This is a genomic window from Kitasatospora atroaurantiaca (assembly GCF_007828955.1).
Taxonomy (GTDB): Bacteria; Actinomycetota; Actinomycetes; order Streptomycetales; family Streptomycetaceae; genus Kitasatospora; species Kitasatospora atroaurantiaca.
The window spans coordinates 4,212,496-4,224,675 of the sequence record NZ_VIVR01000001.1 but is presented as its reverse complement, the minus strand read 5'-3'; the positions used below and the strand labels follow the sequence as shown (position 1 = coordinate 4,224,675).

The 12,180-nt window shown below is 74.2% G+C and carries 11 protein-coding genes; 7 read left to right on the top strand and 4 right to left on the bottom strand.

Annotated features, from left to right (window positions below; translation table 11 throughout):
• Positions 1–185: 185 nt before the first annotated feature.
• From FB465_RS19440 to FB465_RS19430, 3 genes are all read right to left on the bottom strand, one after another.
• Positions 186–1,430 carry an MFS transporter gene (locus FB465_RS19440; RefSeq protein ID WP_145792331.1) on the bottom strand — a complete coding sequence of 415 codons (1,245 nt, stop codon included), beginning with the start codon at positions 1,428–1,430 and terminating at the stop codon, positions 186–188.
• 26 nt (positions 1,431–1,456) lie between these two features.
• Positions 1,457–2,650, bottom strand: a complete 1,194-nt coding sequence (locus FB465_RS19435) for a radical SAM protein (protein WP_246192731.1) — start codon at positions 2,648–2,650, stop codon at positions 1,457–1,459.
• An 82-nt stretch (positions 2,651–2,732) separates the two neighbouring features.
• Positions 2,733–2,993, bottom strand: a complete 261-nt coding sequence (locus tag FB465_RS19430) for a hypothetical protein (protein ID WP_145792327.1) — start codon at positions 2,991–2,993, stop codon at positions 2,733–2,735.
• Positions 2,994–3,276: 283 nt separating this feature from the next.
• Here FB465_RS19430 and FB465_RS19425 point away from each other — a divergent pair, with 283 nt between their 5' ends.
• Genes FB465_RS19425 through FB465_RS19395 form a run of 7 tightly spaced genes read left to right on the top strand, consistent with a single transcriptional unit; the run spans position 3,277 to position 11,131 of the window.
• A complete protein-coding gene (locus tag FB465_RS19425) occupies positions 3,277–4,362 on the top strand; it encodes a radical SAM family protein (protein ID WP_145792326.1) in 1,086 nt (361 codons plus the stop codon).
• The gene (locus FB465_RS19420; protein WP_425461191.1) at positions 4,359–5,051 is read left to right on the top strand and encodes an iron-containing redox enzyme family protein; all 693 of its coding nucleotides are present in this window, start codon (positions 4,359–4,361) and stop codon (positions 5,049–5,051) included. The genes FB465_RS19425 and FB465_RS19420 overlap by 4 nt, the downstream gene beginning before the upstream one ends.
• On the top strand, positions 5,048–5,251 hold the full coding sequence (locus tag FB465_RS19415) for an aroma-sacti cluster domain-containing protein (protein ID WP_145792324.1): 204 nt from the start codon (positions 5,048–5,050) through the stop codon (positions 5,249–5,251). Before FB465_RS19420 ends, FB465_RS19415 begins: the two co-directional genes overlap by 4 nt.
• A gap of 60 nt (positions 5,252–5,311) precedes the next feature.
• Entirely contained in the window at positions 5,312–8,461 is a 3,150-nt protein-coding gene (locus FB465_RS19410; protein WP_145792322.1) for an adenylate/guanylate cyclase domain-containing protein, read from the top strand.
• Positions 8,458–9,291 (top strand): S8 family peptidase, encoded by an 834-nt coding sequence (locus FB465_RS19405; protein WP_145792321.1) that lies wholly within the window; start codon positions 8,458–8,460, stop codon positions 9,289–9,291. Before FB465_RS19410 ends, FB465_RS19405 begins: the two co-directional genes overlap by 4 nt.
• Entirely contained in the window at positions 9,288–9,908 is a 621-nt protein-coding gene (locus FB465_RS19400; protein WP_145792319.1) for a GAF domain-containing protein, read from the top strand. Before FB465_RS19405 ends, FB465_RS19400 begins: the two co-directional genes overlap by 4 nt.
• A 14-nt stretch (positions 9,909–9,922) precedes the next feature.
• A complete protein-coding gene (locus FB465_RS19395; protein ID WP_145792317.1) occupies positions 9,923–11,131 on the top strand; it encodes a cytochrome P450 in 1,209 nt (402 codons plus the stop codon).
• On the opposite strand, the gene FB465_RS19390 is transcribed toward FB465_RS19395, so the two are convergent.
• Positions 11,089–12,099: a helix-turn-helix transcriptional regulator gene (locus tag FB465_RS19390; protein ID WP_145792315.1), complete on the bottom strand. Its 1,011-nt coding sequence runs from the start codon at positions 12,097–12,099 to the stop codon at positions 11,089–11,091. The genes FB465_RS19395 and FB465_RS19390 overlap by 43 nt on opposite strands.
• Positions 12,100–12,180 lie beyond the last annotated feature (81 nt).

Below are 12,180 nucleotides of genomic sequence, written 5' to 3'. Positions count from 1 at the left end.
GTCCGATGTCGCGCAGTTCGCCGCAATTGGGCATCCCGGGGGCGCGTGGGGGCACCTCCCGGCCGAAGGCTGGGGGAGAACTGCGCGAAGCGGGAGGCTGCAGGCCGCTGCCTTCCGATCTCGCGCAGTTCCTCGCGCCCCTGGTCGTGCAACTGGCTCAGCTGCCTCGCCTACTGGCGGAGCCACTAGGCGGCGGCCGGCTCCGACGACCGTTCCTGCTCCTGCCGCTCGGGTGCCAGGCCGGTGTCCCGGAGCATCGGCAGCGCGGCGACCAGCGTGGCGGCGGCGATCAGGCCGGCCAGCACCAGCCAGGTCGGCGAAATCCCGAGACCCTCCAGCGCGGCGCCGGTCACCACCGGGCCGAGCGCGGCCAGTCCGGCGATCAGCAGGTTGGCGGCCGTGCTCACCCGGCCGAGCAGCTCGCGCGGGGACTGGCTGAGCAGGGCCTGGCCGACAACGATCCCGGCCGGAGGGGTGAGCAGGATGAGCAGCACCAGCAGCGGCCCGAGCACCCAGGGCTGCTGGGTGACCGCGAACGCCGCCAGGCCCCCGGACCAGACCGCGCCGATGGTCAGGAACAGCTGCCCGGGCTTGAGCAGCTTCATCACCTGGGGTGCGGCCAGCGAGCCGAGTACCGCACCGACACCGGCGCAGGCCATCACCAGACCGATCGAGGTGCCCCCGGTGCCGCTGCCGCGCAGGGTGACCACCATGGCGACCTCGGCCGAGGAGCCCACCAGGTTGAGCAGTGCGCCGAAGGCCAGCGCGCGCAGCAGCGCCGGTTGCCTGGCGAGCCACCGCAGGCCTGCCGTCGGGCTGTTGTCGGCCTTCTCACCCTCGGCGGGCTGCGGGGGCTTGGTGACCATCCGCAGCAGCAGGACGGCCGAGACGGCGTACGAGGCGGCGTCCGCGGTGAACGGCAGGATCCGGTCGACGGTGAACAGCCAGCCGCCGAGGAAGGGACCGATCAGCGAGGCCGCGGCCAGCGCGGCCTGGTCCTTGGCGAGCGCGTCCGACAGCTGCTCCTCGGGCACCACGTCCCGGACGGCGATGGTGCTCGCCGGGCTGAAGACGGCCGTGGCGATCCCCTCGATCACCGCAACGACCAGTAGGTGCGGGTACCCCAGGTGTCCGAGGCCGGCCGCCAGCGGGATGCTGCCGACCGTGACCAGGCGGACCAGGTCGGCGCCGAGCATCAGCCTGCGCCGGTCCATCCGGTCCGCCAACTGCCCTGCGGGCAGCCGGAACAGCATCCTGGTGACCAGGGAGCAGGAGGCCACCAGACCGGCCTGCGCGGCGCCGCCGCCGAGCGACAGCACCAGGAGCGGGAAGGCGATCAGCGACATCTGGGAGCCCAGCGTCGACAGCGCCGAGCCGACCCAGAACCTTCGGAAGTCCCGGTTGGTGCGCAGCACTCCGGACTCAGCCATGGTCCACCTCCGAGAGAGGCCGGGCGTCAGAGGCGTCCGGCCGCGTTCAACCGGTCGAGCAGGGATGCGTCGACCTGGTCCTGAAAGGCGGCCAGCGCCGCCGCGTGCTCCCCGTGCTGGTACTGGTCGTCGCAGGCGATCCAGCGCCCCTCGGTCTCCTCGGCGGAGAGGTAGCCGTCGGCGAGTGTGCCGACCTCCCAGCCGGGCCGGCCGGCCGTCTCCCAGCAGCTCGACAGCACCCCGTCGGCGTTGACCACGGCGCCGTACCGGCCGTCCTTGAACGAGCAGGCCTGGCACCCGGTGTTGGGCTTGGGCCGGGACACGGCGAAGCCCAGCTCCAGCGCGCGGCCGTGCCAGCGGGTGAAGTCCCCGGCGAGCGAGCTGCCGTACGCCAGGTCGTTGCCGTAGCCGACGCCCACATCGCCGATCAGGGCGAACTGCAGGCTGCAGCGGGCCGGGTCGAGCGTGGCGGCGAGGCGTTCCACCAGGTCGTCCATGCCGTGCCGGTTGAGGTGCGAGACGTTTATCCGCAGGTGCCAGCGGAGCGAGGTGGCCGCCATCGCCTTGGCGACGTTGCTCACGATCACGTCGAAGGTGCCGCCGCCGGAGCGCCTGATCCGGATCGCGTCGTGCTCCTCCCGGTCGCCGTCGAAGGTGATCTGGACGGAGCCGAGGCCGGCCGCGTTGAGCTCCTTGGCGACCAGCGGGGTGAGCAGTGTGCCGTTGGACACCATGCTCGCGTTCAGCTCGCCCAGGTCGGCGGCGCGGCGCAGGAGTTCCCGGGCTCCGCGCGGGTTGAGCAGCGGCTCGCCGCCGAACAGCATCAGCGAGAGCCGGTCCAGGCCGGCCGCCGTCATCCGCTCCCGGGTGAAGTCGAGGACCTCGCCGATCATCTCCGAGGTGAGGCGGGCGTGCTTGATCCGCGGCGGCCGGTTGCCGCCCTTCGGGTCCTGCCCGGTGTTCTGGAAGCAGTAGCCGCAGCCCAGGTTGCAGTCGGTGCTGGTCAGCACGGTCAGCGAGTACGAGCGGAACGGCTTGGCGTCGTACAGGCCGCTCTCGCGCAGGTAGCGCTCGGCGCCGGGCAGCAGCGTGCCGTCCGGGCCGACCTGGGCCGCCCGCAGCCGGGCGAAGCCGCCGTCGCCGAGGAACCACCAACCGCCGCCCTCCGCCTTGATCAGGCGGCTCCGGTGGGCTTCGGGTGCGGACTGCGTTGCGGGCACTGATGCCTCCAGAGGGGTGCGGCGGCGGGCAGGGAGGGGACGGGGCCCGCCGCCGGGCGGCAGGCCCCGTGAGCTGTCCTGATCAGTTGCTGGTGCCGGTGTTGATGATGCACCAGGGGGTGTCCTCGTCAGCGGTGTGCGCGACGACCTCGGGGGTCTCCTCATCCGCCTTGGTGGTACCGGTGTTGATGACGCACCACGGGGTGTCCTCGTCGCTGTGGGCCACGACCTCGGGCTCGTCGGCCTTGGTGGTACCGGTGTTGATCACGCACCACGGGGTGTCCTCGTCGCTGTGCGCCACAACGTCGGCCTCGTCGCGGGTGGGCTCGGTGTTCTCAGCCATGGTGATCTCCAATCACAGGTCACATACCGGGGTCGGGCCGGCGGTCGTCCCGCCGACGCCGAGAAAGCTAGGAAGGGCCGCCACGGGAACGGTTCGGTTCCGGTACAGGGACGGTGTACGCCCAGCTCAGCGCCGCTCGGCAGGCCGGTTCCCGGCCGCCCCACGGCCCGTACGGCACCCGCGATCACCCCGCTGAGCTGCGGATGTACCGAATCCGGGGCGGCTCTGAACCCGTACCGAACCCTTCGCCGCGATGGTGCTGGGCAGAAGGGGAGGTGATCCGATGGACCTGGCCGAGCTGGTCGGGCTGCGCCCGGTGCCGTGCGCCGGGCTGCTGGTCACCCTCACCCCGCGCTGCCCACTGAGCTGCGCGCACTGCTCGACCTCCTCCACGATGCGCGGTACCGATCCCGACGGGGAGCAACTGCTGCGCTTCGTAGGCTCCTTCACTCCCGAGGACCGGCCCGAGCTGGTGCTGCTCACCGGCGGCGAGCCGCTGCTGCGCCCCGCGCTCGCGGCCGAGCTGGCCACCGCCGCCCGCGCCTCCGGGGCCCGGACGGCGCTGCTGAGCGGCATGTTCTTCGCCCGCCAGGAGCGGATCCCGGCCCGGATCCGGGCGACGATCAGGACCCTCGACCACTTCTCGGCGAGCATCGACGCCTTCCACGAGCGCGAGATCCCCAGGGCCGAGGTGTTCCGGGCGCTGCGCGCCGTCCTGGACGACGGCGTCCCGGTGAGCCTGCACATCACGGGCACCGGGCCGGAGGACCCGTACCTCGCCGAGCTGACCGCGGACGTCCGGCGGACCTTCGGCGGGCAGGTACCGATGCTGGTCAACGAGCTCCGCGCGGTCGGCCGGGCCGCCGCCTGGGCCGCCGGGGCGAACACGCCGGGGCCCGACGGCAGGCCGCTGCCCTGCGCGATGGCCGCCTGGCCGGTGGTGGCCCAGGACGGCGCCGTACTGGCCTGCTGCAACCAGGACACCGTCGACCGCCGGCCTGTGCCCCCGCACCTGCTGCTCGGCCACGTCTCCCGGGACGGCTGGGGCGCGATCCGTCGGCGGTCGCTCGCCTCGCCTGCCCTGCGCATGCTCCGCGCGGTCGGCCCGGCCCATCTGTACGCCCGCTACGGCGAGTTGTCCGACTGCTCCGGATACTGCAGCGGCTGCCGGGCCCTCGCCGAGCGCCCCGGCGTGCTGGCCGCCGCCGAACGCGACGGCTCCGGCCCGGTCGGGGAGCTGTTGGACCTCCAGTCGGCCCGCACCCAGCGCGCCGCCGGCCCGGCCGCCCTGGTCCGCCGCTTCGGCAGCCCGCGCTACGCCGAGCTGGTCACCCTCGGCGCCGAGGCGCCCGGAGGTGCCCCACAGTGATCACCCGAAGCAGCGCGCTGCACCTCAAACTCGCCCTGGCCGCACCGCCGTTGAACGCGGCGATGGCCGAACTCTGGCGCCCCGACGGGCTCACCGAGCGGTACGGCCGCTACCTGCGCACCATGCACGAGGTGATCAGGGCCTCCGTCCCGCTGATGGAGCTCGCCGTCCGGCGCTGTACGGCACTCGGGCCGGCCGACCCGGTGGCCGGGCCGCTCGCCGACTACCTGGCGCGGCACATCGAGGAGGAACGCGGCCACGACGACTGGCTGCTGGCCGACCTGGCCGCCGCCGGGCTCGATCCGCACGGCCCGCTCCGGCAGCAGCCACCACCGGTGGTCGCCCGGCTGGTCGGCCCCCAGTACTACTGGGTCGAGCACTTCCACCCCGTCTCCCTGCTCGGCTACATCACCGTGCTGGAGAACAACGCCCCCGCACCGTGGCTGGCCGAACGGCTGGCCGCCGACACCGGGCTGCCCGGCGCGGCCTTCCAGACCGTCAGCCACCACGCGGTGCTGGACACCGGCCACAGCGCGGAACTCGGCCGGATCCTCGACGAACTCCCGCTGGACCAGGCGCAGGAGACCGCCGTGGCGGTCAGCGCCCTGCACACCGTGGACGCGGCCACCGAACTGTTCACCCGGCTGGCGCGCCAGGACTCCCGAACCGAGAGGACGCCCGACCCATGACCGCTCCCGACCCCCGGACGATCGCCGTACTGGCCGCCGCCGGTTTCCCCGTGGACGTGCTGACCGACGAGCAGCTGCAGGTCTTCGGCTCGCTCAGCGAGGAGGAGCTGGCGCTGCTGCTCGACATCAAGGCCCGGCTGGACGAGGTCGAGCCCGAGGTCCAGGCGCACGGGACCGTGGCCGGCGGCGCGCTCTTCTGACTCTGTGAACCAACCGTGACTCTGTGAACCGACCGACCCCGAGCGACAGGAGGCCAGGCCGTGAACTGCCCCTCGTGCGCGGGCGAGCTGCCCGACAGCGCGCGGTTCTGCCTGCACTGCGGCACACCGTGCGCCCCTTCGCCGCGCCCGTCCGCTCCGGCGCCCCGCGCGGACGAGCGCAAGGTGGTCAGCGTGGTCTTCTGCGACCTGGTCGGTTCCACCGCCCTCTCCGGGCGGCTGGATCCGGAGGCCCTGCGCTCGGTGACGCTGCGCTACTTCGAGCTGATGACCTCACGCATCGAGGCCCACGGCGGCACCGTCGAGAAGTTCATCGGCGACGCGGTGATGGCGGTCTTCGGCATCCCGGTGATGCACGAGGACGACGCCCGCCGGGCGCTGGCCGCCACCCTGGACATGCTGGCAGCGCTGGCCGAGCTCAACTCGGAGCTGACGGCCGCCCTCGGCATCCGGCTCGACGTCCGGATCGGCGTCAACACCGGTGAGGCGGTCGCCAATGCGGACGCCTCCGCCCGGCAGGCCCTGGTCTCGGGCGAGGTGGTGAACGTGGCCGCCCGGCTGGAGCAGAACGCCGGGGCCGGGCAGATCCTGATCGGCCCGGACACCCTCCGCGCGGTGGGCGCGGCCGCCGTGGTCGAGGACGCCGGGCTGCTCTCGCTCAAGGGCAAGTCCGAGCCCGTCCGCGCTCACCGGCTGCTCGGCCTGCAGGGCGACGACCCCGAACTGCTGCGCCGCTTCGACACCCCATTCGTCGGCCGGGAGCCCGAACTCGCCGAGCTCGACACCGCGTTGGCCGAGCCCGACACGAGGCTGGTCACGGTCTACGGCGAGGCGGGCCTCGGCAAGACCCGGCTGATCCGGGAGTGGCTCGGCCGCTCCACCGTGCGCTGGGGCGCAGGGCGCTGCCGCCCGTACGGCGACAGCGGCAGCCTCACCCCGCTCGCGGACGCGCTGGGCCGGCTGCTGGACGGCTCGCCGGGCGATCCCGTCCCGGCGGTGCTGCGGCACGGTCTGCTGCGGGACGGCACGCCCAACCCCTCCGTCGAGGACACCTGTGCCGCGCTGGTCCCGCTGCTCGCCGAGCTCGCCCGGCACCGCCCGGTGGTCCTGGTGCTGGACGACTTCCACTGGGCCGGGCCCGTGCTGCGCGAGGTGCTGGAGCGGATCACCGACAGGCTCACGGACGGGCGGGTGCTGATCGTCTGCGCGGCCCGGCTGGAGCTGCTGGAGCACTGCCCCGAGTGGGGTGCGGACGGGCGGTCCGTCCTGCTGCCGGGGCTGTCCGGCGCCGAGAGTGCCCGGCTGGCCGCCGGTCTCGCCGAGGTCTCCGGGCACGGGACCGGCCCCGGCGAGGCCGTCCCCGCCCAGGCGCTGGAGCGTGCCGAGGGCAACCCGCTGCACCTGGAGCAACTGCTTGCCATGGTCGCCGAGGACCGGCACCCGGACGAACTGCCGCCGACCGTCCATGCCCTGCTCGGCGCCCGGATCGACGCCCTGGAGTCCGCCGAGCGGACGGCGCTCTCACTGGCCGCCGTGGTCGGCCGCGACTTCGGCCGGGACGAGCTGACGGGCCTGGCCCTGAGCGGTCCCGAGGGCCGTCCCGGCGGCGAACTGCAGCCGGCCGCGGCCGGCCTGGACGCCGTCCGCCCCGCCCTGCACCGGCTGACCCGCCGCCGGCTGGTCGAGCCGGCCGGCCGGGAGACGCGCTACCGCTTCAGCAGCGGCCTGGTGCAGGAGGTCTCGTACCAGAGCATGGCCAAGCGGGTGCGCGCCGACCGGCACGAGCGGGCCGCCGGCCTGCTCGCCGAGCGGGGAGCGGCGGAAGGCACGGTCGGGGGTCACCTGGCGAAGGCCCACCGCTACCGCAGTGAGCTCGGCCTGATCGACCCGCACACCGACGTCCTGCGGCTGCGCGCCGCCGCTCTGCTGGCCGCCGCCGGCGCGCAGGCACTGGCCCGCGCGGACCTCGGCTGGGCCGGGGAACTGCTGGAGCGGGCGGTCGAGCTGGCCAGGCCCGGCGAGCCGGCCTGGCTGACCGCGGCCTGGCCGCTGGCCGAGGTGCGGCTGGCCACCGGGCGTACGGAGGAGGGCCGGCGGCTGCTCCAGGAGGTCGCCACGACCGACGACCCGGTGGTCGCGGCCCACGCCCGGCTGGGTCTGGCGGTGCTGGACCCGGGCCAGGACCTCGGGCACGCCGCCCGGACGGCCCGCGAGGCGCTGCCGGTCTTCGAGGCCGCCCGCGACCACCTCGGGACGGCCCGCGCCTGCCTGCGGCTCGCCCAGCAGCAGCAGTTGCTGGGCCGTCACGGCACTGCCGAGGCCCTGCTCGACCGGGCGCTGGAGCACGCCGTACGGGCCGACGCCGAGCCGGAGCGGGCGGCGGCGCTCGGGGCGATGGGCGTCTCGCTGTGGCTGGGGCCCGCCCCCGTGCCCGCGGCCGTGGCGAGGTGCCGCGCGCTGCTGGCCGAGCACGGCTCCGACCGGCGGGCCGTCCGGGTCACCCTCAACTGCCCGCTGGCGGTGCTGCTGGCGCTGCAGGAGGACTGGTCCGGCGCCCGGGAGTGCCTGGCGGAGGCCGACCGGCTCGGCCGCGAGCTGGGCTTCGCGGAGGCCGGGGTCTTCCTGCCGATCTTCCGGGCGGCGGTGGAGGCGCTGGCGGACAACCCCACCCGGGCCGCGCAGCTGCTCCGGCAGGCCGACCGGGCCTGCCGCGAGCTGGGCGCCACCGGCCTGCTCGGCGCGATCGCCCGCGACCTGGCCCGAGTGCTGGCCGCCGGTGGCGACCGTGCGAGCGCACTCCCCCTGCTCGCAGAGATGCTCTCCGGGGAGGCCGACGCGCTTCCGCTGGCCGACGCCGCCGACCTGCACGGCACGCTGGCGCTGCTGCGCGCACCGGAGCATGACGATGCCTCGGCCCTGGCGGCGCAGGCGATGGCCGAGGCGGAGCGCACGGACTCGCCGGTGGTGCAGGCGACGGCGGCGCTGGACCAGGCCCGTACCGAGCTGGCCCTCGGCCGCCCCGACCGGGCTGCGGCCGCCGCCGCCCTGGCGCTGCGGCGGTTCGCCGCGAAGGGCCACCTGGTCGGCATCCGCCGGGCCGCCGAGCTGGCCGCCGAAGCCCACGCCGCCGCCGGTGCGACAGCCCCGGCCACGACCGCAGCCACGACCGCAGAGGAGCGACCTTCCCGATGACCACTCCCACCGCGCCCGCGCTCACCTGGAGCCTGCGCGGCCGCAGCCCGGACGAGATCCCGGTCGCGGCCGACGGCCGCCGGATCACCCCGGAGTGGGCCTGGGGAGGCTCCACCGGGCGGGGCGTCCGGGTCTGCGTCGTGGACAGCGGCGTCGAGCGGGACCACCCCCTGGTGGGCCGGGTCGACGGCTCGTACGTGGTGCTCAAGGACGAGGACGGCATCCGGGTCGAGCCGACCGGGACCGGTGACACCTGCGGCCACGGCACCGCCTGCGCCGGGATCATCCGCCGGACCGCCCCCGACTGCGAGCTGTACAGCGTCCGGGTCCTCGGCGAGCGCTTCTCGGGGACCGGGGACGTGCTGCTCGCCGGGCTGCGCTGGGCGGTCGAGCAGCGCTTCGACGTGATCAACCTGAGCCTGTCCACCACCCGGGCGCGGTTCACCGACGCCCTGCACACGCTCTCCGACGAGGCGTACTTCGGCCGCACCGCGATCGTGGCCTCCGCTCACAACACCCCGGTGGAGAGCTTCCCCTGGCGGTTCTCCTCGGTCATCTCGGTGGGCAGCCACCAGGAGGACGACCCGGACCTATTCCTCTACAACCCGCAGCCGCCGGTGGAGTTCTTCGCGCCCGGCCAGAACGTCACCGTGCCCTGGCTCGGCGGCGCCACCATCCGCACCACGGGCAACAGCTTCGCGACCCCGTACATCGCCGGGCTGTGCGCCCGGGTGCTGGCCAAGCACCCGAACCTGACCACCTTCCAGCTCAAGTCCGCGCTCTACCTGGCCGCTTCCAACGTCACTGTCAGCAGCAGAGGTGCCGAATGACCGAGACCAGCAGCAACCCGACCGAGGTCGACCCAGTGGCGAGGGAGCTGCTGCAGTCGGTGGTCGACACCGCCCGCGCCATCTTCGGCGCCGAGGCCAGCTCGATCTTCCTGCTCGACGAGGAGGCGGACGAGCTGGTGTTCCAGGCCGTCTCCGGCCAGGGCGAGGACTTCCTGGTCGGTATGCGCTTCCCCGCCGGGCGCGGCATCGCCGGCTGGGTGGCGAGCACCGGAGAGCCGATGGTGGTGGACGACCTCTCCCGGAACGGCAGCTTCGCCCGGGATCTGGCCGAGTCCACCAAGTACGTCCCCGACTCGCTGATGGCCGCGCCGCTGATGCACGCCTCCGGAGTGCTCGGCGTCCTGGAGGTGCTCGACCCGGCTCCTCAGGCCCGCTCCAGCCTCGGCGAACTCGACCTCCTGGCCCTCTTCGCCCGCCAGGCCGCCACCGCGCTGCGCGCCGTCCTGGACCGCCGCGCCGCACTTGACCGCGCCGCCGCCGCAGGGAGCGCCGAGGCCTCGGCCGCCGCGCGGGCCTTGGCGGAGCTGGACGAGGCGGGCCGGGCGGCCGGGCTCCGGGTCGTCGACGCCGTACGCGAGCTGCTGCTCGCCCGCTGAGCCGGAGGCCCCCGTTGACCACGAGCTCTCCGCTCGGCGCAGACTTCCTCGCCAGGCCGGACGCCGTCCTGTCGGAGCTCCGGGAGCGCTGCCCGGTGGCCCGCGTCACCTCACCCGCGGGCCGGCCGGTCTGGCTGGTCACCCGCGAGGCGGACGTCCGGGCCGCCTTCCTGGACCCCCGGCTCTCCCTTGCGGGCGCGCCGCCGCAGCCGGGCCGCCCGCACCGGGCGATGGACATGACGCTGGTCAACTACGACCCGCCGGACCACACCCGGATCCGCCGCCTGGCGGCTCCGGCCTTCGCGCCGAGCCGGATCGCGGCGTACCGAGGCCGCGCCGAGGCACTCGCTGCCGCCCGCCTGGACGCCCTGGGCAGGCCGGAAGCCCTGGACCTGATGGCCGAGTTCGCCGAACCGTTCGCCTTCGGGATGCTCTGCGAGGTCTTCGGCATCCCGGACGCGACCGCCCCCGGGCTGCACCGCTCGGTGACCGGCCTGATCGGGCACCGCGACACCGAGCGGGCCATCGGCGAGCTCGACGCGATCATCCGTGTGCAGATCGCCGACCGTCTCACGGCCCCCCGCGAGGACGTCTTCTCGGTCGTCGTCCGGGCCTGGCAGGCGAGCGGGGACGTCAGCGAGGCCGAACTGGTCGACCTGCTGGCCATGCTGGTGCTGGCCGGCTTCGACAGCACGGTACAGATGATCGGCCTGTCCGTGCTCGCGCTGCTCACCCACCCCGGGCTGCCGGCCCGCCTGCGCGCCGAACCCGGCCTGATGCCGTGCGCCGTCGAGGAGTTGCTGCGCTGGGACACCCCCGGCCCGTTCAGCACCCGCCGGGTGGCTCTGGCCGACGTAACGATCGGCGAGGCGGTGATCCCGGCCGGCAGCGGCGTCCTGCTCTCGGTCGCGGCGGCCAACCGCGACCCGCGCCGCCACCCCGACCCGGACCGGCTCAGCCTGGACCGCCCGGCCGCCTCCCGCCACCTGACCTTCGGTCTCGGCCCGCACTACTGCCTCGGCGCAGCCCTGGCCAAACTGGAGCTGACGGCGGCGCTGACCGCCCTGCTCCGGCACTGGCCATCGGCCGAACTCGGCTGCACGGTCGAAGAGTTGCGCTGGAGCGGAGGCCACCAGCACCGCCGCCTGGATGCCCTCCCGGTGCGGCCCTGCGGCCGCCCTCAGAGCCGTTCCGACAGCGCGAAGCGCGCCCGGGCCAGGTAACCGGCCTGGAAGCGGCTGCTCGCACCCAGCGTCTCCATGCTCTCCGCGATGTGCTTGCGGCAGGTCCGCAGCGACATCCCCAGCCGGCGCGCGATCATCTCGTCCTTCATCCCCTCGGCGAGGAGCCGGATGATGGCCTGTTTGATCTCGTCCAGGGAGGAGTCGCCCTGGGCCTGGGTCGCGGGGGTGTAGGAGTCGGCCAGCGTCCAGGAGTGGTCGAAGACGGCGCAGAGATACGCCACGGCGGACGGGTCCCGGACCACCACCGCGCCGTCGTAGGCGTCGTGGTGCGGGATGATCACGGTCTCCCGGTCGAAGGCGATCATGCGCCCGAACAGGGCCGTCAGCGTCCGCACTTCGGCTCCGGCGGCGGTGATCCGCTGGACGTACTCCTGGGTCGGCGGGTGGCGCCGCGAGGTGTGCTGGTACAGCGTGCGCATCCGCACCCCGCGCCGGATCATCGCCACGTCCCGGGCGAAGGCCTGCTCCAGCAGGTGCGGCGCCCTCGGGCCACCGGGCTGGCAGGTCAGCACCTCCGCCCGACATCGTGCGGTCAGGGTACTGATCAGGTCGATGACGGTGTCCAACTCCAGGATCTCGTCGAGTGGTTCGACCGCCCGCCGGGAGCCGCTCTGCGCGTACAGCGGCGCCAGTCTGGCCAGCTCCGCCCGTACCCGCTCGGCGTCCGCCAGCCGTCGGCGTAACTCCGCCTCGGCCGGGGCCAGCAGGCTCGCGGCGGCCAACTCCGGTGCGACCGCGGCCAGTCCCGGTTCACCGTCCGGCCCGCCGGGCAGCGGCCGCAGCAGGTGCAGCTCCTGCAGCACGGCCGCCGATCGCTCCAGTTCCTCTGCGGTCAGGCCGAGTTCGCCGGCGGCCCCGGGCGCCAGCCGCCCGTGCGCGGCGGCCCACTGGAAGACCCGGACGTCGTTGTCGGCCAGTGCGGGGAAGAGCGTCTCGGGCTCGGCCATCTGTCACTCCCCAAACTCTGACCGGTGCTGATCATGTGAAGAGAGATAGTAGGACTTTAATGTCGCCTTTGGGTGAACTTC

Excerpts from the sequence above, each read along its gene's own strand:
- FB465_RS19390 (WP_145792315.1), bottom strand. The coding sequence starts at position 12,099 with ATGGCCGAGCCCGAGACGCTCTTCCCCGCACTGGCCGACAACGACGTC.
- FB465_RS19440 (WP_145792331.1), bottom strand. The coding sequence starts at position 1,430 with ATGGCTGAGTCCGGAGTGCTGCGCACCAACCGGGACTTCCGAAGGTTC.
- FB465_RS19425 (WP_145792326.1), top strand. The coding sequence starts at position 3,277 with ATGGACCTGGCCGAGCTGGTCGGGCTGCGCCCGGTGCCGTGCGCCGGG.
- FB465_RS19415 (WP_145792324.1), top strand. The coding sequence starts at position 5,048 with ATGACCGCTCCCGACCCCCGGACGATCGCCGTACTGGCCGCCGCCGGT.
- FB465_RS19400 (WP_145792319.1), top strand. The coding sequence starts at position 9,288 with ATGACCGAGACCAGCAGCAACCCGACCGAGGTCGACCCAGTGGCGAGG.
- FB465_RS19430 (WP_145792327.1), bottom strand. The coding sequence starts at position 2,993 with ATGGCTGAGAACACCGAGCCCACCCGCGACGAGGCCGACGTTGTGGCG.
- FB465_RS19405 (WP_145792321.1), top strand. The coding sequence starts at position 8,458 with ATGACCACTCCCACCGCGCCCGCGCTCACCTGGAGCCTGCGCGGCCGC.